Origin of the sequence: Xenorhabdus griffiniae, from assembly GCF_037265215.1 — a bacterium.
Lineage (GTDB): Bacteria > Pseudomonadota > Gammaproteobacteria > Enterobacterales > Enterobacteriaceae > Xenorhabdus > Xenorhabdus griffiniae.
The window spans coordinates 2716374-2734266 of record NZ_CP147737.1 but is presented as its reverse complement, the minus strand read 5'-3'; the positions used below and the strand labels follow the sequence as shown (position 1 = coordinate 2734266).

32 protein-coding genes, 3 tRNA genes and 1 pseudogene are annotated in these 17893 nt (G+C 45.7%); 17 read left to right on the top strand and 19 right to left on the bottom strand.

Annotated features, from left to right (window positions below; genetic code table 11):
* Positions 1–49 precede the first annotated feature (49 nt).
* The 4 genes from pgsA (at position 50) to WDV75_RS11900 (ending at position 988) form a co-directional block, all read left to right on the top strand.
* On the top strand, positions 50–598 hold the full coding sequence (gene pgsA / locus WDV75_RS11915) for a CDP-diacylglycerol--glycerol-3-phosphate 3-phosphatidyltransferase (protein WP_273571049.1): 549 nt from the start codon (positions 50–52) through the stop codon (positions 596–598).
* A 142-nt stretch (positions 599–740) separates the two neighbouring features.
* Positions 741–816 (top strand) — tRNA-Gly (locus WDV75_RS11910).
* 5 nt (positions 817–821) lie between these two features.
* Positions 822–895: transfer RNA gene (locus WDV75_RS11905), tRNA-Cys, on the top strand.
* A gap of 6 nt (positions 896–901) precedes the next feature.
* Positions 902–988, top strand: a tRNA-Leu gene (locus WDV75_RS11900).
* A gap of 114 nt (positions 989–1102) precedes the next feature.
* Here WDV75_RS11900 and WDV75_RS11895 read toward each other — a convergent pair.
* The 12 genes from WDV75_RS11895 to WDV75_RS11840 form a co-directional block, all read right to left on the bottom strand.
* Complete coding sequence (locus WDV75_RS11895) at positions 1103–2125, bottom strand: tyrosine-type recombinase/integrase (protein ID WP_273571048.1); 1023 nt, start codon at positions 2123–2125, stop codon at positions 1103–1105.
* Positions 2126–2127: 2 nt separating this feature from the next.
* Complete coding sequence (locus tag WDV75_RS11890; RefSeq protein WP_273571047.1) at positions 2128–2346, bottom strand: DUF4224 domain-containing protein; 219 nt, start codon at positions 2344–2346, stop codon at positions 2128–2130.
* Positions 2315–2506, bottom strand: coding sequence for a hypothetical protein (locus tag WDV75_RS11885; RefSeq protein ID WP_273571046.1), 192 nt, complete (start codon positions 2504–2506; stop codon positions 2315–2317). The genes WDV75_RS11890 and WDV75_RS11885 overlap by 32 nt, the downstream gene beginning before the upstream one ends.
* Positions 2507–2572: 66 nt before the next feature.
* Positions 2573–2764 (bottom strand): hypothetical protein, encoded by a 192-nt coding sequence (locus WDV75_RS11880; RefSeq protein ID WP_273571045.1) that lies wholly within the window; start codon positions 2762–2764, stop codon positions 2573–2575.
* The gene (locus WDV75_RS11875; RefSeq protein ID WP_273571044.1) at positions 2757–3347 is read right to left on the bottom strand and encodes an HNH endonuclease signature motif containing protein; all 591 of its coding nucleotides are present in this window, start codon (positions 3345–3347) and stop codon (positions 2757–2759) included. Before WDV75_RS11875 ends, WDV75_RS11880 begins: the two co-directional genes overlap by 8 nt.
* Positions 3347–3574, bottom strand: a complete 228-nt coding sequence (locus WDV75_RS11870; protein ID WP_273571043.1) for a hypothetical protein — start codon at positions 3572–3574, stop codon at positions 3347–3349. The genes WDV75_RS11875 and WDV75_RS11870 overlap by 1 nt, the downstream gene beginning before the upstream one ends.
* 13 nt (positions 3575–3587) lie before the next feature.
* Complete coding sequence (locus WDV75_RS11865) at positions 3588–3767, bottom strand: hypothetical protein (protein ID WP_273571042.1); 180 nt, start codon at positions 3765–3767, stop codon at positions 3588–3590.
* Between the two features lie 43 nt (positions 3768–3810).
* Positions 3811–4305: a siphovirus Gp157 family protein gene (locus WDV75_RS11860; protein ID WP_273571041.1), complete on the bottom strand. Its 495-nt coding sequence runs from the start codon at positions 4303–4305 to the stop codon at positions 3811–3813.
* Positions 4302–6131 (bottom strand): hypothetical protein, encoded by a 1830-nt coding sequence (locus tag WDV75_RS11855; RefSeq protein WP_273571040.1) that lies wholly within the window; start codon positions 6129–6131, stop codon positions 4302–4304. Before WDV75_RS11855 ends, WDV75_RS11860 begins: the two co-directional genes overlap by 4 nt.
* 15 nt (positions 6132–6146) lie before the next feature.
* Entirely contained in the window at positions 6147–6395 is a 249-nt protein-coding gene (locus tag WDV75_RS11850; protein WP_273571039.1) for a hypothetical protein, read from the bottom strand.
* A 13-nt stretch (positions 6396–6408) separates the two neighbouring features.
* The gene (locus tag WDV75_RS11845) at positions 6409–6741 is read right to left on the bottom strand and encodes a hypothetical protein (RefSeq protein WP_273571038.1); all 333 of its coding nucleotides are present in this window, start codon (positions 6739–6741) and stop codon (positions 6409–6411) included.
* 898 nt (positions 6742–7639) lie between these two features.
* Positions 7640–8044: a helix-turn-helix domain-containing protein gene (locus WDV75_RS11840; protein WP_273571037.1), complete on the bottom strand. Its 405-nt coding sequence runs from the start codon at positions 8042–8044 to the stop codon at positions 7640–7642.
* A gap of 111 nt (positions 8045–8155) precedes the next feature.
* Between WDV75_RS11840 and WDV75_RS11835 the strand changes: the two genes are divergently transcribed.
* The 13 genes from WDV75_RS11835 to WDV75_RS11775 all read left to right on the top strand — a co-directional run bounded on the left by WDV75_RS11835 (position 8156) and on the right by WDV75_RS11775 (position 15366).
* Positions 8156–8404, top strand: coding sequence for a helix-turn-helix transcriptional regulator (locus tag WDV75_RS11835; RefSeq protein ID WP_273571036.1), 249 nt, complete (start codon positions 8156–8158; stop codon positions 8402–8404).
* Between the two features lie 37 nt (positions 8405–8441).
* Entirely contained in the window at positions 8442–8903 is a 462-nt protein-coding gene (locus WDV75_RS11830; RefSeq protein WP_273571035.1) for a toxin YdaT family protein, read from the top strand.
* 15 nt (positions 8904–8918) lie between these two features.
* Positions 8919–9086, top strand: coding sequence for a hypothetical protein (locus tag WDV75_RS11825; RefSeq protein ID WP_273571034.1), 168 nt, complete (start codon positions 8919–8921; stop codon positions 9084–9086).
* A 9-nt stretch (positions 9087–9095) separates the two neighbouring features.
* Positions 9096–10154 (top strand): conserved phage C-terminal domain-containing protein, encoded by a 1059-nt coding sequence (locus WDV75_RS11820; protein WP_273571033.1) that lies wholly within the window; start codon positions 9096–9098, stop codon positions 10152–10154.
* Positions 10155–10205: 51 nt separating this feature from the next.
* Positions 10206–10637: a hypothetical protein gene (locus WDV75_RS11815; RefSeq protein WP_273571032.1), complete on the top strand. Its 432-nt coding sequence runs from the start codon at positions 10206–10208 to the stop codon at positions 10635–10637.
* Between the two features lie 65 nt (positions 10638–10702).
* Positions 10703–11464 carry a phage antirepressor KilAC domain-containing protein gene (locus WDV75_RS11810; protein ID WP_273571031.1) on the top strand — a complete coding sequence of 254 codons (762 nt, stop codon included), beginning with the start codon at positions 10703–10705 and terminating at the stop codon, positions 11462–11464.
* 14 nt (positions 11465–11478) lie between these two features.
* Entirely contained in the window at positions 11479–11658 is a 180-nt protein-coding gene (locus WDV75_RS11805; RefSeq protein ID WP_273571030.1) for a hypothetical protein, read from the top strand.
* Between the two features lie 2 nt (positions 11659–11660).
* Complete coding sequence (locus tag WDV75_RS11800) at positions 11661–11906, top strand: hypothetical protein (RefSeq protein ID WP_273571029.1); 246 nt, start codon at positions 11661–11663, stop codon at positions 11904–11906.
* Positions 11899–12237 carry a hypothetical protein gene (locus WDV75_RS11795; RefSeq protein WP_273571028.1) on the top strand — a complete coding sequence of 113 codons (339 nt, stop codon included), beginning with the start codon at positions 11899–11901 and terminating at the stop codon, positions 12235–12237. Before WDV75_RS11800 ends, WDV75_RS11795 begins: the two co-directional genes overlap by 8 nt.
* A gap of 105 nt (positions 12238–12342) precedes the next feature.
* Positions 12343–12807, top strand: a complete 465-nt coding sequence (locus WDV75_RS11790) for a helix-turn-helix domain-containing protein (RefSeq protein WP_273571027.1) — start codon at positions 12343–12345, stop codon at positions 12805–12807.
* A 3-nt stretch (positions 12808–12810) separates the two neighbouring features.
* Positions 12811–13386: a PIN domain-containing protein gene (locus WDV75_RS11785; protein ID WP_273571026.1), complete on the top strand. Its 576-nt coding sequence runs from the start codon at positions 12811–12813 to the stop codon at positions 13384–13386.
* A gap of 50 nt (positions 13387–13436) precedes the next feature.
* Complete coding sequence (locus tag WDV75_RS11780; RefSeq protein ID WP_273571025.1) at positions 13437–13718, top strand: HigA family addiction module antitoxin; 282 nt, start codon at positions 13437–13439, stop codon at positions 13716–13718.
* Between the two features lie 391 nt (positions 13719–14109).
* A complete protein-coding gene (locus WDV75_RS11775) occupies positions 14110–15366 on the top strand; it encodes a tyrosine-type recombinase/integrase (RefSeq protein ID WP_273571024.1) in 1257 nt (418 codons plus the stop codon).
* A 146-nt stretch (positions 15367–15512) separates the two neighbouring features.
* Here the strand turns inward: WDV75_RS11775 and WDV75_RS11770 are convergent, their stop codons facing one another.
* From WDV75_RS11770 to WDV75_RS11740, 7 genes and pseudogenes are all read right to left on the bottom strand, one after another.
* Positions 15513–15830: a hypothetical protein gene (locus WDV75_RS11770; protein ID WP_273571023.1), complete on the bottom strand. Its 318-nt coding sequence runs from the start codon at positions 15828–15830 to the stop codon at positions 15513–15515.
* Complete coding sequence (locus WDV75_RS11765; RefSeq protein ID WP_273571022.1) at positions 15820–16188, bottom strand: phage protein NinX family protein; 369 nt, start codon at positions 16186–16188, stop codon at positions 15820–15822. Before WDV75_RS11765 ends, WDV75_RS11770 begins: the two co-directional genes overlap by 11 nt.
* Before the next feature lies 1 nt (position 16189).
* The gene (locus tag WDV75_RS11760; protein ID WP_273571021.1) at positions 16190–16528 is read right to left on the bottom strand and encodes a DUF551 domain-containing protein; all 339 of its coding nucleotides are present in this window, start codon (positions 16526–16528) and stop codon (positions 16190–16192) included.
* Between the two features lie 235 nt (positions 16529–16763).
* A pseudogene (locus WDV75_RS22145) lies at positions 16764–17112 on the bottom strand (KilA-N domain-containing protein); the annotation flags it as partial.
* Positions 17112–17330, bottom strand: a complete 219-nt coding sequence (locus tag WDV75_RS11750) for a hypothetical protein (protein ID WP_273571019.1) — start codon at positions 17328–17330, stop codon at positions 17112–17114. The gene WDV75_RS11750 and the pseudogene WDV75_RS22145, both read right to left, overlap by 1 nt.
* Positions 17323–17547, bottom strand: a complete 225-nt coding sequence (locus tag WDV75_RS11745) for a hypothetical protein (RefSeq protein WP_273571018.1) — start codon at positions 17545–17547, stop codon at positions 17323–17325. The genes WDV75_RS11750 and WDV75_RS11745 overlap by 8 nt, the downstream gene beginning before the upstream one ends.
* Entirely contained in the window at positions 17544–17888 is a 345-nt protein-coding gene (locus WDV75_RS11740) for a hypothetical protein (RefSeq protein ID WP_273571017.1), read from the bottom strand. Before WDV75_RS11740 ends, WDV75_RS11745 begins: the two co-directional genes overlap by 4 nt.
* Positions 17889–17893 lie beyond the last annotated feature (5 nt).

Here is a 17893-nt window from a genome sequence, read left to right as displayed (position 1 = left end):
GATGCACCATACTGATAAACTTAACTTGGCCAGATAGTTACTAAGCATTATGCAATTAAATATTCCAACATGGCTTACCCTATTTCGTATTGCCTTAATTCCATTCTTTGTTTTGGCATTTTACTTGCCATTCCAATGGGCACCGATGTTATGTGCCATTATCTTTATTATCGCTGCTGCAACCGATTGGTTTGACGGTTTTCTTGCCCGTTTGTGGAAGCAGACGACACGTTTTGGCGCATTTCTTGATCCGGTGGCGGATAAAGTGATGGTGGCTATTGCGTTGGTACTGATTGCAGAACATTACCATACGTGGTGGATTACGTTACCTGCTGCGACGATGATTGCTCGTGAGATTATCATATCTTCTCTGCGTGAGTGGATGGCGGAATTGGGTAAACGCAGTAGTGTAGCTGTTTCTTGGATGGGAAAAATAAAAACTACAGCACAAATGGCGGCATTGGTTGCCTTATTATGGCGTCCTTGCATTGAACTTGAAGTAGGGGGATTCATCCTATTATACGCTGCTGCGGTCCTGACGTTCTGGTCAATGTTTCAATATTTGAGCGCTGCATGGAAGGATTTGCGTGAAAGTTGATCCAAGTGACGCAAAAACCATCGAACGAACGAGTTTTATAAATAATTGTGTTGACTCATTTCGTGAAGTAAGTAGAATGCAACGCATCGAACGGCACATGAGATTTACGAAACAAGTTAAGTAAATCAAGCGGTTCGGAAAGGCGGGAATAGCTCAGTTGGTAGAGCACGACCTTGCCAAGGTCGGGGTCGCGAGTTCGAGTCTCGTTTCCCGCTCCAAGAAAGGCGCGTTGGCAGAGTGGCCATGCAGCGGATTGCAAATCCGTCAACCTCGGTTCGACTCCGGGACGCGCCTCCAAATTTAGCCCAGGTGGTGAAATCGGTAGACACAAGGGATTTAAAATCCCTCGGCTGTAAGGCTGTGCGGGTTCAAGTCCCGCCCTGGGCACCAAATAAAAACTTGATGTAAAACATTGAGTTAGGGTTAGAAAAAGCCACCTTCGCGGTGGCTTTTTTCATGACACAAATCACATTCCTAATAAATTCCTAATATCCTTTCCTAATATTATCCCGTGTGTTGGCCGCCAACAACCGGAACCACTTCAATTTTTCTGTTGTATCTTGCGGTCTGGGTAATGTTTTTATGACCCGAAATTACCTGTTTTTCGGCCAGCGTACCTTCCAGATCGGAGATGCCTTTTGCCTTTAAGTCGTGAAAAGTGAAATTAAAATCCAGATGAGGAAATGCCTCTTTTGCGGCGGCTCTGGCTTTTTTCCAGCGGCTGTTAAAACCATCGCGGGTATATTTATGGCCTTTGGCCTGACAAATTACATACAGGCTGACAATACCGGGATCAGTTATGAGTGTGTTACTCAGCTTCACCACATTTTCTAAGCGTTTCGTCCAGGCTTTAATTTGTTTTTTGCCGGTTTTACCCTGGCGAATAAAGATCCCGTTTTCCATTAGCTGGGCGCGGGTGAGTGACAGAACATCGGCTTGCCGCGCACAGCACAAGTAAGCCAGCTCCATCGCTACTTTAACGACAGTAGGGGCAACGGAATAAAGTGCATGATATTCCGCATCCGTGATATACCGTTCCCGCGCTTTTTCCTTGTATTGCTGCACGCCTTTACACGGATTACCTTTGACCATTCCACGCTCATAGCCCCACTTGTAGACCCGGGACAAGAAAGTTTTTTCGCGGTTGGCCTGTGTCCTGCTCTTCAGCCCGCGTTTGTCCATATACTTTCTGACATGCTCAGGTTTCACATTGTCCGGTGCCATTCTCCCAAAAACAGGGATCAGCTTGTTGGCATATTTCCGATAGTCTTTTTTGGTGTCTGTCGCCAGATCCTGAAACGTGGCTGAAGCCAGGAATTGTTTGATTAATTTTGACACGGTGTTTTCCTCGCGTGACATGTCACAGATAATTTTTTCATACTCCGCCCAGATAACTGAAAGCGGGGCGTCCAGAGGGCAAAGGGAAATCGATCCCCCTCTGGCTGGATGAAATTCAAATTTGGTTTTTCCCCGATAGACCCGTTTGGGTAACTTGGCATCGGCGGCGTTCTTCCTTGTTCTGGCCATAATTACATGTTCTCGAAATCGGGCTCTTCGGCAGGCTTAGAGTAACGGGTGGCAATCATGGGGTGGTTAAAATGCTTCCAGGTTGTTCGGGGTTTACCGTCTTGGCGCGTAATAAAGAAAATGCCATGTTTGGCCAGTGCCTCGCATTGTTTGGAGGGAACTTGATACCCAGTCAATTCTTCCATTTCTTCATCGGTGATAATGTCGCAGTGGTTTTTCATGGTCTTGCCTCATCATTGATAAAATGAGCAGATCAGCGGTGTCACAAGCGCGGGTAATCTCTGCCTGATCACAGGGCGCATTTTTGATGCTGGCGGCTAATCGTCCCAGTTTGATATCGAAGTCAGTTAATAGTTGTTGTCCCGGTTGCCAGGGTTGCATGATGGTGCTCCGTTCGGTGGATGTCCCATCATGCTATGCATTACGTGACCAGATTTCTGATTAGGCTTAATCAGGTTTACGGGTGAGGAATAAACTGTCGGCCTCTGCCTTCTGGTGGTTGTCAACCGGCTCGATTTTGACTTCGGGCGGGAAGTCGTAGAAGACGGCGCAGCGGCGGTCAGTGATGACTTGGCCGCTGGTTCCATCAGGCAGGGTAAGTCTGATGGGCTGGTAACGTTTATGTTGATGTTTAAGCATGGGTCTTGCCTCTTGTTTTCTCTCTAATGGCCATCTTTATCCGTGCGAGCTGAACAGTGGTCGGTTTGTATTCAGCGGGGGCATTTGCATAGTACCGGTTAATGACCGCGTTCTCTTGTTGCGATATCAGCATCAGGTTTTCAATCGCACAGTTTTGTTTATCGTCATTGATAAATTTAATCACGCCGCCTTTGGGGATCTGGCCATGATGTTGTTCCCAAACTACCCGATGTTTCAGTTTCCATTTATTGGGTTCAGCCACTTTTATTTTGATATAACCGTCCTTGGTCACGGCTTCACTGCCAATAACCAGAGAGTTATGGGGACGGTTATTTTTCTTAAATGATCCTGAATTTGAACCGGTTAACCCTTTTGCGCCTTTGTTGGCCGGAGTGTGACCTTTCACAAAACAACCGCTGCGGCCTGTTTTTAATCCCAATCGCTTTCGCAGTGCATTAATGGCATCAGGGGAACGAATCACATTAAATTGCCGGTTAAAGGCGACGGTGAGATTACCCAGCCGTAATAGATAATGTTGCCGCATCCAGGCTTCCATTGCCGGGGTATAGACAAAATTCGCCATTATTTCACCTCCAGATATTTGGGCGCGGACTGAATTTCGTTATCACCCAACATCTTTTGCACCGTAAGTGCCAGTTTGCCGTTTTCCACAATTTGGTTGGCGACCGCCGAAACCGCCTTTGAACGGGCAATTTCGCTTTCGAGTTCTTCACCTTTCAGTGCTTCATCAGAAAGGCGTTCTAACTGTGCAAACAGATGATTATGCAGATCTTCCAGATTATTTTTCATCGTACTGTCCCTCTCAATGTAATTGACCATGACGGTGGACGGAATTCAGTTGGCCTACCAAGGCCGTTTTCAGTTGTTCCAGGGCGGCCTTTTCCATGGGGGCAAAATCTTCGGTTCTGTCCGCCGACCAGGTCACTTCGCACTGCCCGATTTCTTCGTTATAAAAGATACTGACTTCAAGTCTTGCTGCCATTATGTGCTCCTCAATGCCCGAATCATCGGGCATAAATTGATGGTTAACGAACCTGCAAACTTATTTCCCCAATTTCGAGATGTGCGCCCGGTATGGTTTCACCGCGTTCGATAGCCGCCTTAATCGCTTTTTTGTCCGGTGCGGTGATGGTCTGCACATCCACTAATTCATCGGGCAATAACATCTCATTATCGATAATGACTCTGGCGATACCCTGACGCGCACTGAAGGTATTTTTCGTGGTTCTCAGGCTGTTCAGTTCGGCTTTGAGCAAGCAATCCAGCACATATTTCTTGAGGTGTTTAACCTGACTTTCAAAGGATTTTTTGCGCTCAGTCAGTCGCCTGGCCTCATCGTCCAGCGTTCGGGCCTGCCCTTCAAGATTGCGGACATGGATCATGATGGTATCCAGTTTGTCACCTAACTCACCCTCAAGACCTTCAAGGGTATCGGCGATGGCTTCCGGTGAAAATTCACCGGCTGCTATCAATTTTTGCAACTGATCATAGTCGGCGGCTAATGCAATCGCAGTGGTCATGAGTCTGCCTCTTCGAGTTTAGATAAACAGTCTTTTTCGATTTCAGTTAAACGGCGTAAGCGGCCTGATAGATAGCGTTCATACTCTTTGTCACCGAGTGACTTCGCGTTCTTGAGATGCACGTCGATTTCACGGGTCAGTGTGGATGCAATGCCCCTCAGCTCATTTTTAGTGATCGCCGTTTTCATGGTTTCGGTGTTGCGTGCAAACTTCTCGTCCAGCTCCTTACGTAAACGGGTGAGATCTTCGGCTTTATCACTGGCGGCTTTGATACCGAATTCAATTTTGTTTTCAGCCAAGTATTCTGGGTTATCGTGCATCCCCATAAAGACATCGGCGCTAAACCCAAGCATGGATAAGGCTTTTTTGATGGCGTCTGTCAGGGATTTCTTAAGCACTTCCCCGTCTGCTTTTGGTCCATAATTTGATTGGTAACGATAGGGTGTCGCGCCATAACTGATGAATGATGCACGTTCGCCATATTCATCTGCGTACCAGAATAAAATCTTGATAGAATGGTTCTGGGTAAAAATTAATGAGCCATCACCATCACGCAAAAAACGGGTGGCTATTTGTTTATTACGCTCATCCAGAACGGGTTCAGTCATGGGAATGCCGTCGATAGATTTTTCTTCCAGAATGTCATAGCCCCAGCCTTTACCAATTGGGCCAAATATTTCAGTGGCTCGCATCAGCATATAGTTACTGTTGATGCTGGTGCCGCTATAACCCATCCCTTCCAGTGGCTTGGTAAAACGCGGATCGGTACGCTGAACCGCTTTCCAGATACGCAGATTGGCCTGCTGTTGATTACCCTGTGCCTTGATGGTTTCTTCGAGCAGATCGGCACGGTGCTGGAAATTATCATTACTGGCGTTCTGGCCACTGACTGGCAATAATGGAGTGATTTCATCATTGGCCGCCGTTTTGGGTGCGGTTTCCTCGGTTTTTGGTGCCGCTTTCTCAGTTTCTGGTGCAGCTTCCTCGATTTCTGGTGCGGCTTTCTCAGTTTCTGGCGCTACTTCTTCGGTTTCCGGTACAGTCTCCTTTTTGGCTGGTTTGGTCTTTCTGGTTTTACGGGGTTTAGTTTCGCTTTTTTCCGCTTTCATTTCGGGCGTTGTCTGGGTTTCAACTTCACTGACAGTGCCGTTCTCTGCTGAGGTTTCTGGTATTGATGCCGGCTCGTCAGGCGCATCCTGTAATTCAGCGATGCGGGTATCACTTAAGGCGTGGTTCAAAAATGCCTTCATGTTGTTAAAGCTTCTCAAAAACTCAGGGCGCCGTTTACCTTCGCGAACTATCTTGAAAATTGTTTCGCGTGGGATAGATAAAGCATCCGTTCTGATACGAAACGCCATAGACCACCAACGCCATGTTTTATCGTTATCTGCAATGAGTTGTTTAGCGGCCGTCAAACTGTGTGACATAACCGCCCAGCAATGAAAATCCCCGTCCAGTAATGCCAGCGCGATTTCTAAATCCAGGGTGGCATAAGTATGAACAAAATCACGTTTGTTAATGGCTGGGGTTTGAGCCGGTTCGAGGCTTTTAGCCTGCCAGGTTGTGCCATTGAATTCATATTCAGTCGCAAACTTCTCATCAAATTTACCCACGGGTGGGCGAGGGGAGCCGACCCGATCTTCACAAATAATGGGATTATCGGTGTTAAATTTATCCATATCATCAGGATAGAATTCACCTAAATTCACAATGGCCATGGCTTTCGCCATTTTGATGGAGTTGGCTTCAAGCGCGATGGCTAAAGATATCGCACCGCCCTGTTGAGCCGCTGGAGTCGGCTCAAATACACAAACATAAGTTGTCATGGGTCTTGCCTCTTGTTAATTGCCTGTTTTAGCCAGTCTGATGGCTTTTCGAATGCCGGCTTTGGGAAGCCGAACAGCGGAATAAAGATCCTTGACAGGATTTGAGTAAACCATCCCCGTTGTCGGGTAATACTCCACCCGCCGCTTTCCACCAAGAATGGAAATATGGGTTACCCCTTTCACGGAATCACAGTTATTTTCATGCTCAACAGCCGCTAAGCCTGCATCCAGAATCATTTCAATCACGTCATTGATGTCTTGCATAATTCACCCGGGTTTAATAAGGAAGCTCCATATCGGAAGCAGAAACCGGTTTACCTTCAATGCATAAGAGCGACTGGATGTGGTCTTCAATCCGGTTCACTTCTACCTGCGCATGGGACAGTACTTTTTCTTTTTCAGCCTTAAGTGCGTTGATCTGCGCCTGGATGAGATCAGACTTATTAACTGACGGGAGCGTGATTTCCACGTCATGCTGAGAAACTAATGCCCCCCAAAAGGTAGTGTTCACAGGTTCATTGGTGAACGTGGTGAACTCAATCTGTCGGTCAAAACCTTCTTTGGCATACACATAGAGGGTAATTTTGAGAGTCTTGGGTTGTGCTTTCATAGCAACTCCTATATATTGTCGTGGATCGATGAGTTATCATTGGTCTTGCCTCTTTGAGCGGATTGGTCTCCGCTCTAAGAAACCCGGTAGCTTTGGTCGGCGACCCGGGGTAAAAGAACCCACTTCGGTGGGTTTTTTTACGTCTGTAATAAGTTGCCCGTCTTTCCGGGCTGTCAGGTTATTGATTGCCTCTTACGTATCATCATGTAGATGACGATGGTCTCCGAACTAAAAGGTGCTGGTTACGCTATCCAGCGTCGCTTTACCCTGGTCAAGGCTGACGACCGGTTTAGTTGCCTCTTTGGTGCATCACGCTAATGGTGATTGGTCTCTTTCTGACTGTATCCCCTGGTGTTGAGATAAAAGTCAGTTGTCATCGAGTGGTAATCATGGCAGGTCGCGATGAGTGCTGCGGTTCTCCTCCTCCATGACAACTGAAACTGCAAATTTGGTCTTGAACACTTAACCTAAACGGCTGCTGTGCCGTATTGTCTGAGCAAATCATCTACCTCTTCATATGCCGGTAGCGGCTACTTCGTGGGCGTCCTGCCTGTTTGCTGTTGATGTAATCATAATCACATAACGTGTTTTTGTTGTCAACACGAAATGTGATTTTTCTTGTTATGATTATCTATGTACATGATTAAGCTATTTATTTTAAATTTGGAAGGTGGATAAAAATCGAATTGGATTTATGAAATAATGAATAAAACCACCCTAGCGGGTGGTGTGTTGTGGTTAATAATGACCTTCTTTTAGAAAGTAATCCTTGCGAAAGCCATAGTCACATCAGTTAACGCTAAAATTTTCAGAAAAAATAAATTTTGATTTTCCATTTATTGAAATTATTTAAAATTTATATAATTTAATAGATTGATAATCAAGCAAACGATATGTGCTATGCTTTCTTTTGGTTTCTTTTATGTAATAATTCTTCTAGTAGCTGATTATAATGTTGTTTTTTCTCCTCAAGATTTTTTAAGAGCTGATCAGCTTCACTATCCGGTAGCTCATCAAATAACTCTAAGAGTATTTTTTGTCGCGGAGTGAGTTTGGTTTCTTCTGTTGTACAAGACATGGGCAAGTTCGCACAATCAGTTGGACCGAACATTAACTCGGCTGGAGTTACATTTAAGGCATTTGCCAGGATCACTGCATCGTCAGCGCTGACGTTGCGTGAGCCTGACTCATAATTACCTATCCTAGATTGGGATGACCAACCACAGCGTTCTGCCAGGGCTGCTTGACTCAATCCCAATTGCTCTCTAAAGCGCTTGATACGCGCACCAATTTGATTACTCATTTTCATGATCATTATTTAACACATACCGTGTTATTCCGCTTTCACGATTTGTGTTTACAAATAACACGATTTGTGTTTAACTGATTTTAAATTAAGTAAGTGGAGACAAACATGAACAAAATTGCGGACGCTAGACGACAAGTCGGAGCTACTCAATTTGCATTAGCTAAAAAACTTAAGTGGTCACAATCTAGAATTGGCAACTATGAATCTGGTATTAGAAAACCTGATTTAGACTCATGCCGGAAAATTGTGTTAGCACTAAATGAACTAGGTGGTGAATTTTCTCTTGATGATATTTTCCCTCCTGGAGAACGTTCGATAAGACGTAGCTTATCAACACAGTCTGTAGAAATCTGATTTTCAATAATCAACATTGCGACAGGAGACGCAAATCGTGGAGCAAGATATCAATACGCTCAGAGCCGAAGTTGAGGCTTGGGCCATGGAGCGAGGGCAGGAGCATGTAGCCATTGAAGTCAGTCGTATGTATTTCCTGCTAGGTGCGGGTTGTTCTCACCATCGGTTACGTCAGATTGAGGACGCAACAGGAAATGCTGACTGGAAAGCGATAAACAATAACCGGCAACAAATTTTTCGCTGGTTGCGCAGTGATTCGAACGCAGCACAACGCAAGATCACGGAACTGTTACCGGCCATTGAAGCGGCATTGCCGGCAGAACGGCGGGCGAAGTTAATGAACGAAGAGAGCCTGAATTATCTCGCGTCTGTTGCGATCAGGGAATTTGCTGCCGCCATAAGTGAAACCCTGCTTGGAGGGCGTGACATGTCACACCGTATAGCCATCGCGGTATCTGCGTTAAATGCCATTGAACCCCGTTTGACCAACGTGCATTAACGAGAGGCAAGACCAATGATGAAACCCATCGATAAGATCACTTATCGCAATGGCTTTCGCCGGAACGATAAGCCTGCCACTTTTGAGGAAGTGTCAGAAATTTATGAAGGCCGCAGGGAAGCGGCGCTGACAGCTTGGGAACAGGGCAAAAGACAGAAAAATGGCAGAGCCAAAAATAAGTAAGGGCGTGATATGAATTTGTTATTGTTAAAAAGCCGCCCACTAGTGGTTATCCCTGAGTTGGCCATGCGCCTGGGATTGAATGAGGCCATTATTTTGCAGCAGATCCAATACTGGCTGACAGAAACGTCGTCGGGTATTGAGGTCAATGGCTGCCGCTGGATCTACAACACGGTCGAAAAATGGCAAGCGCAATTCCCGTTTTTTTCCGAATCCACCATTAAACGAGCGTTGGCAAATTTGAAAAAGCTGGGGGTGTTGCGGATTGAGCAAATTAATAAATCCAGCCATGACCGGACGAATTATTACGCAATCAATTATGAACACCCATTGTTAGCCGATAAGGTCAAAATGACCCCATCGAACAACGCAAACAAAGACCATCGAGCGGGTCAAAATGACCTTATCGACAGGGGCAATTTGGCACATTCCAACGGGTCAGAATGCGCCGTTCTGAATGGGTCAAATTGGCCTGATCTTACAGAGACTACAACAGAGATTACTACAGAGAGTACAACAGAATCTTGTCAGGTTCTCGCCGAACCCGACGACCTGGCCCGGCAAGTTCTGATTTATTTCAATCAGGTCACGGATTCGAACTATCGCAACGGCAAAACCACGATGGGCTATATTCGTGCTCGTTTGGGTGACGGCTATTCGGTAGATGACCTGAAACTGATCACCGACTACCTGACGACCAAGTGGCGAGAAGATGGCAAGATGCGTGATTTCCTGCGCCCGAAGACCCTGTTTGGCCCGGAGAATTGCACGGAGTATTTTGATAAAGCATGCAAGTGGGACAAAGCGGGGCGTCCTGCCTGTGTCAATGGTCGCTGGCTGAAAGCCGGAGAAACCGCCATCACCATCGATACTGTGGAGCGCGATGCCACGTTCCAACAACTGTTTTCAACCGGCTGGACACCGACGAACCGTATTCAGGAACTGGCAGCGCAACTTGCGCGTAAAGCGGGTTTAGGACGGATGAGTGAGGTACCGGCATTGGCTGCCTGGCGTGGGATCTGGAAACAGGCCGCGGAACAGGCGGCGAAAGAGCCGTGTTCTGACCAGTAACTAAAACACTTTCTGACCAAAAGCGGATAAACAAACACGAGGCAAGACCCCATGAACAACGAAAACGATGTCAACAAACTGATCCTGGATAACCGTCATATTGTTGATGATGGCTGCGATCACACTGACCGTATTCTTGATGATTTAAATCAAGCAGCACGGGCACGTAGTCGCCAGCCTTACCAGCCTAAGCCGAAACTCATTCCAGTGGCAAAACCTGTGACAGCAGCGGAACCCAGCATCAACATTGGGAAGCGATTTAACTATGGCCAGAATATTGTCCGGGGCATGTATGAACTCACTCGGCTCGGCAGAACAGCAGAGTACATCGCCATTTTGCTCCGTATGCCACTGGGCGATGTCCAGCGGGTGTTATTACGTAAAACGCCCGTTCAAAAGACAGTCTACAAACAGGTGATGACAGCACCTAAACCGATTGAAAAAGAAGTTATCAAGCGACTTTCAGCGGAATCGAGGGAATAGCCGTTTTTTTAAACATGCCTGAATGACTGGCGTGATGTGATGTAAGACTCAACAAAGGAACCCGTATGTTAAATGTTATCGATAAGAAAACCTTGCCCGTAATCGCAGGCGTTGAAATCACCACCGATGCCAAAGGACGTTTTAATCTGAATGCGCTACATAAGGCAAGTGGCAGGGAAAAGAAACATGGCCCAAGTTATTGGCTAGCACTTGAGGGAACTATCCAATTAATTTCAGAATTGCAAAACCAAACTACCGAGATCACGGTAGTTAAAAAAGCAGGGCGCACGGGGGGGACTTTCGCTCACGAACTTTTAGCTATCGAATATGCTGGCTGGATTTCCCCAAAATTCCGTCTGCAGGTTAACCAAACCTTTATTGACTACCACTCAGGCAGGCTGACAACACCACAATCGGTTTTACCCAATGCTAAGCAACTGGCGCTGATGGTCATTCAGGCTGAAGAGGAGAAAGAGCGGCTTTCGCTGGCGGTGAACCAGTTAGAGCACCAGATCTTTGAAGATGCGCCGAAAGTTGAATTTCATGACAAAGTCTCTGCGTCACATGGTTCCCTCAGCATTGCGCAGGTTGCTAAGGTTTTAGGTACAGGTCGAACCCGTTTGTTTGCGTTCCTGCGACAAATCGGCTGGGTCACCCGTCGCAATGAACCGTATCAGGAAAAAATACAAGCAGGCTTGATGGATGTGAAATTAGGTCGTTGGGAACACCCGGAACGCGGCATTCAGGAATGTATCACGTCACTGGTGACGGGCAAGGGATTAATTAAATTACAAAAACTTTGGACATTGAGAAATCAGACTCACTGAGAGAGGCAAGACCAATGAAAACATCAAACAACTTTTTGCATTACCTAAAAGACGAAGTGATCGGTTACTGGGAAATTCTGACCGATGAAGAATTCTGGCTCCATATGCTCGCCTTGTTCCTGCTGCTGACCTTTCCGGTTTCACTGCCGGTGATGGCGTTGATCCGGTTTGTTTACGACTGGCTGGGAGAATAACGATGGATAAGCAATTAAACACGGAAAGCAAGGTATACACGGCGGAAATCGAGCTGACAGGGTTTATTCTCTACGGTAACGCTGATCTTCGGGCAAGTGGGCGCATTTACCATGATGTTAATCAACGCTGGTCTGATGGCACTGAAATCATTACGTCATTGGTTAAGAATATTCATTCCTTTAATGCTGATGGCTTTATCCGTACCCGCAATTCGGTTTATAAGCTCAGGAAATCCAATCATGGCTAAATCCCCCGCAGAACGTAAAGCCGCCCAACGTCAGCGCCAGCAGGAGGCTGGCGTTACCAAAATAGAATTGCTCCTTGATAATCAGGAATTGGCGATGCTGAAGCGCAATTGTGCACTGCGCAGACCGGGCAGGGAGCCTTACGACGTCAATGAATACCTCACGATGTTAATTCGAATGGATGACCGTTCATTAAAACAGCAGGTGGCCGAGCTACAGGAACAATGCTGTGGAAAATGTGGTGAGTCTTTACCGGTGGCTGAATGCTGTTTTTCGGGTGAAGCCGCGTGTTGGAATACATTGGGCTGGCATGAACTGAAATTAACACTATAAAGAGTTGTTAATGGGTACAAGACGCGGTTATCTGTTTCGTTTATTGCGATTTTCGTTTGTTTCGATTACACTCGTTATAATGACTAACATACCAGGTATACACATATGAGTAATGCAACCTTAGCCGGCTTGAATCTTCCGGCAAAGCATGAGATTGAAATCGCAATGCGCAGCCAACGAGAGCTGGCTGCGTTTCTTTCCACCCAATTAGAAACTCAACAGATCACTATCAAAGGTGCAGATAACACATTTCACTCAATTGAATTACCGACCTCAGCATTAACCATGTTGATGAATATACTGGGTGAATTAGCAGTAGGTAATGCTGTGCAAATTGTACCGGTGCACGCTGAACTGACGACACAAGAAGCGGCAAATATACTGAATGTATCTCGCCCTCATTTGGTGAAGCTATTGGAAGAAGGGAAATTACCTCACCATAAAACGGGAAGACATCGTCGAGTGTTATTTTCTGATTTGATGAAATACAAAAAGCAACGTGATGCTGACAGTTTGGCTGCGATGCAAGAACTTGCAGCTCAGGCACAAAAACTTGAACTAGGTTATTAAAGGATGAAATATTCTCCTTATCCTGTGGTACTTGATGCCTGTGTTCTGTATCCGGCAAGATTGCGTGACTTACTGATGCATTTAGGTCTGGCTGGCCTGTATCAACCAAAATGGTCAGCCACTATTCAGGGAGAATGGAAGAGAAATTTACTGAAACAGCGCCCTGATATCAAGCCTGAAATGCTGGAACACACAACAGCGCTAATGAATAAAGCCTTGCCAGATGCCAATGTCACAGGTTTTGAGTCATTAATTGAAGGATTAAGACTCCCTGATAAAGACGATCGCCATGTATTGGCAACGGCCATATGTGCAAATGCAGAAGTCATCGTTACTATGAACCTGAAAGATTTTCCTGCCGATATTTTAAAGGAATTCAATGTCGAAGCACTTCATCCGGACGAATTTATTTCAGACCTTTTTGACTTAAATCACGCCATTGCGCTGGAAGCTGTCAGACAACAACGCATAGCACTAAAAAATCCACCGATGTCGACAAGTGAATTCTTAGATATGTTGCTAAAACAAGGGTTACCAATGACGGTCAAGGCGCTGGATGCTTACAAGTTTATTATTTAGTTTTACTCGTAGTAGACACATGGTTTGTTGATTCTTGAGGATCATCACTGATGAGTACGATGTATAATCCGCCCCATCCGGGCGAGCTAATCAAAGAAACGATGGAAACCTTAAACATGAGTGCCAGGGCATTAGCGAAGGCACTGGAGGTTGCCCCTTCTACGGTACAACGGCTGATTAGCTGTCAGTCGCATGTTTCCCCAGAAATGGCGGTTCGTCTTTCTGTGGTTATCGGCAGTGCCCCGCATGTGTGGCTGGGAATGCAGAATGCCTATGATATCTGGCATATTAAGCAAAATCTGGATACGTCCCGCTTGCAGAAATGTCGGTAGCATAACGGATTGTAACCCGCTAAAATTATTCCATCGGCCTGAACACCCGAACCTAAACCGAAGCTGTTGTGCCATGACCTCAAAGGATCAAGAATGGCGCAGCATAGTTTTATCAAAATTTCCGACGACACGCTGAAACCGGCTACCCCAGCGGCCAGAGACTACCTGCATTTCAAAGTGAAATGTATTTACTTAGTCATACCTTATCATTAACAGTCACACACAATCATGATTTTTAATTAACATCATGATTTTAATTATAATTTTTTTATTTATTGTTTTACATAATCATTAATAGTCACATATATTCACTTAGTGTCATGAAAAAAATGTACACGAGTGCGTACATAAACTACATTAAAAGCTGTATTATTTTTTTGAGGAAAGTGATATGGCGATTACTGATTCATGGCTGCGTTCCATCAATGGCAAACCCCAAGAAAAAATGATTACCAAATCCGATAGGGATGGCTTATCCGCTCGTGTCACCCCTAAAGGGAAAATTGTCTTCCAGTTTAGATATCGCTGGAATGGCAAAGGGGATCGAATCGACATAGGAACCTATCCTGCGACTGGTTTAAAAGATGCTCGTGACGCTGTAACTTTTTACCGTGGGGAGCTGGAGCAATACCGCAACCCTAAAATAGTTAAGCGTGTTCGCAAGGAGTCCGCACTAAGCGCTGTAACCGTTGAAAGTCTTATACGGGATTGGTGGAAAACAACGATGCAAGGCTCGAAGGTGAAAGCCGATGAGATTTTGCGTTCTTTTGAGATTCATGTTTTCCCTAAAATTGGTAAGTTGCCCCATGATGAGGTAACGCTTCATGTTTGGCTTTCCTTAATTGAAGGCGTTGTCAAAGAAGTTCCATCAATTGGTAACCGCATATTAACGTACTCCAAGAAAGCGCATAAGTGGGCTGTTCGGCGAGGGATAACCAATCTCACTCCATTATCTGATGTAGAAAGAAGTGATGTAAGTAACAAAAATATGAGTGATAATATTGATGATCTCGATTCTGAAATTGGCGAAAGAACATTAAGCGAAGAAGAGTTAACAGTACTTTTCCGACTTATCGATGCCCCTAAATATAATCCACGCAATGCTCTAATAATAAAATTGTGCTTGTTATTTGGGTGTCGCATTGGTGAATTACTGAAAGCTAAAGTTAGCGATTTTGATTATGAAAAAGATGTTTGGGTTGTTCCTCCTAAAAATCACAAGACAGGCAGAAGATCTAAAAAACCCATTATTAGGCCAATTACTCCATCGGCTTATGAGTTAATTGAACAAGCAAAAACATTGAATTATGGAAGTGAATACCTATTTACTGTGCGCCGTGGAGAGCCATTTACAAAGAGAAGTTATTCTTACATAGTTTTGACTCTCAATAAAAAAATGGCTGAATATTTTGACGATTCCTATATTCCTTGGTCAATCCACGACCTGCGCCGAACCATGCGCACAGGAGTGTCTGAATTAACCCCGCCCCACGTGGCCGAAATTATGATTGGACATAAATTACCGGGCGTGTGGCAGGTGTACGATAAGCACACCTACCTGAATGAGCAGAGAGAGGCATACGAGCGCTGGTGGGAAAAACTAACTAAAATTGTTTCCCGTCTTCCAATCAAAAATGTCCTGCCGTAGAAAGTTAAGCTGATCAGATTTAAACCTGGGCTTTGGGAAGCCTTCTCGTTTTTGCTTCCCATTGCCGCACCATAACCTTATTGTGTGTGGTTTTACACCATATCGCGTTGCCAGTTCCGAGGTTTTGAAATAGGGGTGCTCTGCCATCACTCAACTCCTTTTTGATACCCGTTCCACAAAATCATCGTTGCTACCATTGCAGGTGTTGCCATAACACTAAGTGTCCCTTCAAAAATGATGGTATACAGCTCCGTAGTGAGGATATCGTCCAAATTCCTTGGTCTTTCAGAGTAGGGCACCTCATCGGGCACCCCGTTCATGATGTCAATAATCAGTTCAGCGATTTCCTTTTCTCCTCGTTCTGGCTTACGGTATCCTGCTTGCCATACTGCATCGGTGATATCAGCCGGATCGCCCCAGACTGAGGCGATGATTTGGGTGAGGTGGAATGAGTTATTGGTCATGATTGTTTTCCTCCATCAGCTCATCCGGTATCTCAACCTCGTCGCCTAACTGAGCAGCGACGACAGCGCGGCATATGGCGATTTGTGGTGTTCTGCCTAAAGCTAGCATTCCTCTTTTGCAGCTTGCATACCAAATATGCACACTGTGTTGTGATTTAATTTTGAACGCCTCAATCAACTGCCCACAAATAGACCAGTCAGAAGACGGGGTGAAATTCCCGCGCCCATTACTTAGCAAGTAATACCCGCTGTTAGGTGCTACAACCTCTGTATTACCTTCGTTGACAGTACCGTCAATAGCCAAACATACAGCCCAATCCAACGCCTTACCTGTCAGCTCACTCGTTTTGATTTTCATGTCAGTTCTCCTCTGTTACCGGAGCGGGAACATCATCCATATAGCACCAGTGTGTGACTTCATGATTTTCGTGTTCTTCCCATTGTTTCGTTTCGGTATCCCAATAGTCATAGCCTCCCCTGGACATGGAACCAAAAGAAACATAAACGAGACAGGGGCGAGTCCATCTCCATCCGTTATCATCTTCTGGCATTCTGTCCTGAACGCTGACCCAAGGGATCCCTCCTTGGGCTTTCTTACTTTCATCCGCCTTCTTCAACAGCCAATCTGCCCACTCGCGTCCGTCGTCAATGTGACCGGATAAACCCATTTCATTCTGTGCGTTATCGATGCTGATCATTGTTCTTCTCCGTTATCTAGGTCGATAGCCATTTGGCCCGCTTCTTCCAGTGCGCTAATCATTTTCTGGCGCTTCCCTTTGGTCTTTTTTCGTGCGTTCATGATTTGGCTGCACACAGAAAGTAACTCAGCTTCGTTCCTTTCATCCCGTGCGAGCTGGTGGCGTAACTCATCAAATCTTCCAACCATGTGATCGAGAGACGGCAGGGCATTAATCCCGATGTTTGATTTTCCCGATTTGAAATCGATAAATGCCTGGTTCACGTCAAGCTGAAAATCCGGTCGAATCCACCCTGCATAAGAGACGGCTATCAGCTCATGTGCGTAAGTGCCCGGTGAAGAGCCACCATTATTTATATCGACTGCTTTTTGACCAGACTGCAAATATGCCGTCTGATTGTTTTTCAATAACTTAGCTTCCAGTTCTGCGATAAGCTCTTTTGCGTACTTGGTTCTCAACCATTGGTTAGGTGCTTTATTTTCGTTCTCGCCACTGGCCTTATGTAATGTATTCAGGTTGTAGCGCCCGAACTCATCAAGAGGAATCTCGACACCAACAACCACAGGTAATAATTTGCTTTTCATTATTTTCTCTTCCCCCTTTTGTTTTTCTTCGGCGTTATCTTCACGTCTGCCACTTTGGGTGCGGGTGGCAGAGGAGGGCAAATGCCCTCGTGAATATGTTGGTTACGTCTCATGCGGTGGGTATGCCGCTTGGTGTGATCCCTGCCGTCGTCGATGTAGACTACCGTTCTGACCAGTTCGTCGTTAATGTCCACCATCTGGCGGTGTTCCTTAGTCACGACCTGCCTCCTTGCAAATGATTTTGTAAGCACGCATCATGTGGTTTGCTTTACCTGTGATCGTGGTCTTTCTGAAAAGGAAGCCAACAGAAAACGCACGAACAGGCGTAGCTAACAGGGCAGCATCAACGCAACGATGGTGCTTGCGGCGTTCAGTAATAAAACTGGCAATAATGATTTGCGCTGTGCTGCCTTTGTCCTGATACTTGATTTTCATTGAAACATCCCCTTGGCTGCCAGCGTGTCGCCCATGTCATTGATCATGCTTTGCCATATTTCACGCCCGTAACCTGTCAGACAGCCATTGACTACACATTTTTCCATCAGGTTAATAGCGATGACTTCCCATGCTGGGTAATTCTGCTGTAGCGCTTCCAGTGCGTAACTATCCACCAGTTCACGAATGCCTTTTATTCCATCGACAATAGCGACATTGATTTCTGTTTTTCCAACTTGCATCGTGAAGTGATCGCCGCCGTTACGGGTCGTTACATCGTGATAGATAGCGGCTGCGTAAGTATTCGCGAATGCGTTGAGGCGAAAGTTTTTCGTTATCATGTGAG

Coding starts and splice junctions, on each gene's coding strand:
- WDV75_RS11740 (WP_273571017.1), bottom strand. CDS start 17,888: ATGATAACGAAAAACTTTCGCCTCAACGCATTCGCGAATACTTACGCA.
- WDV75_RS11760 (WP_273571021.1), bottom strand. CDS start 16,528: ATGATCAGCATCGATAACGCACAGAATGAAATGGGTTTATCCGGTCAC.
- WDV75_RS11845 (WP_273571038.1), bottom strand. CDS start 6,741: ATGAAAGCACAACCCAAGACTCTCAAAATTACCCTCTATGTGTATGCC.
- WDV75_RS11815 (WP_273571032.1), top strand. CDS start 10,206: ATGAACAACGAAAACGATGTCAACAAACTGATCCTGGATAACCGTCAT.
- WDV75_RS11890 (WP_273571047.1), bottom strand. CDS start 2,346: ATGAAAAACCACTGCGACATTATCACCGATGAAGAAATGGAAGAATTG.
- WDV75_RS11835 (WP_273571036.1), top strand. CDS start 8,156: ATGAACAAAATTGCGGACGCTAGACGACAAGTCGGAGCTACTCAATTT.
- WDV75_RS11785 (WP_273571026.1), top strand. CDS start 12,811: ATGAAATATTCTCCTTATCCTGTGGTACTTGATGCCTGTGTTCTGTAT.
- WDV75_RS11860 (WP_273571041.1), bottom strand. CDS start 4,305: ATGACCACTGCGATTGCATTAGCCGCCGACTATGATCAGTTGCAAAAA.
- WDV75_RS11875 (WP_273571044.1), bottom strand. CDS start 3,347: ATGGCGAATTTTGTCTATACCCCGGCAATGGAAGCCTGGATGCGGCAA.
- WDV75_RS11765 (WP_273571022.1), bottom strand. CDS start 16,188: ATGAAAATCAAAACGAGTGAGCTGACAGGTAAGGCGTTGGATTGGGCT.
- WDV75_RS11825 (WP_273571034.1), top strand. CDS start 8,919: ATGATGAAACCCATCGATAAGATCACTTATCGCAATGGCTTTCGCCGG.
- WDV75_RS11770 (WP_273571023.1), bottom strand. CDS start 15,830: ATGACCAATAACTCATTCCACCTCACCCAAATCATCGCCTCAGTCTGG.
- WDV75_RS11880 (WP_273571045.1), bottom strand. CDS start 2,764: ATGCTTAAACATCAACATAAACGTTACCAGCCCATCAGACTTACCCTG.
- WDV75_RS11810 (WP_273571031.1), top strand. CDS start 10,703: ATGTTAAATGTTATCGATAAGAAAACCTTGCCCGTAATCGCAGGCGTT.
- WDV75_RS11775 (WP_273571024.1), top strand. CDS start 14,110: ATGGCGATTACTGATTCATGGCTGCGTTCCATCAATGGCAAACCCCAA.
- WDV75_RS11790 (WP_273571027.1), top strand. CDS start 12,343: ATGAGTAATGCAACCTTAGCCGGCTTGAATCTTCCGGCAAAGCATGAG.
- WDV75_RS11895 (WP_273571048.1), bottom strand. CDS start 2,125: ATGGCCAGAACAAGGAAGAACGCCGCCGATGCCAAGTTACCCAAACGG.
- WDV75_RS11840 (WP_273571037.1), bottom strand. CDS start 8,044: ATGAGTAATCAAATTGGTGCGCGTATCAAGCGCTTTAGAGAGCAATTG.
- WDV75_RS11870 (WP_273571043.1), bottom strand. CDS start 3,574: ATGAAAAATAATCTGGAAGATCTGCATAATCATCTGTTTGCACAGTTA.
- WDV75_RS11885 (WP_273571046.1), bottom strand. CDS start 2,506: ATGCAACCCTGGCAACCGGGACAACAACTATTAACTGACTTCGATATC.
- WDV75_RS11745 (WP_273571018.1), bottom strand. CDS start 17,547: ATGAAAATCAAGTATCAGGACAAAGGCAGCACAGCGCAAATCATTATT.
- WDV75_RS11780 (WP_273571025.1), top strand. CDS start 13,437: ATGAGTACGATGTATAATCCGCCCCATCCGGGCGAGCTAATCAAAGAA.
- WDV75_RS11850 (WP_273571039.1), bottom strand. CDS start 6,395: ATGCAAGACATCAATGACGTGATTGAAATGATTCTGGATGCAGGCTTA.
- WDV75_RS11800 (WP_273571029.1), top strand. CDS start 11,661: ATGGATAAGCAATTAAACACGGAAAGCAAGGTATACACGGCGGAAATC.
- WDV75_RS11820 (WP_273571033.1), top strand. CDS start 9,096: ATGAATTTGTTATTGTTAAAAAGCCGCCCACTAGTGGTTATCCCTGAG.
- WDV75_RS11795 (WP_273571028.1), top strand. CDS start 11,899: ATGGCTAAATCCCCCGCAGAACGTAAAGCCGCCCAACGTCAGCGCCAG.
- WDV75_RS11805 (WP_273571030.1), top strand. CDS start 11,479: ATGAAAACATCAAACAACTTTTTGCATTACCTAAAAGACGAAGTGATC.
- WDV75_RS11865 (WP_273571042.1), bottom strand. CDS start 3,767: ATGGCAGCAAGACTTGAAGTCAGTATCTTTTATAACGAAGAAATCGGG.
- WDV75_RS11855 (WP_273571040.1), bottom strand. CDS start 6,131: ATGACAACTTATGTTTGTGTATTTGAGCCGACTCCAGCGGCTCAACAG.
- pgsA (WP_273571049.1), top strand. CDS start 50: ATGCAATTAAATATTCCAACATGGCTTACCCTATTTCGTATTGCCTTA.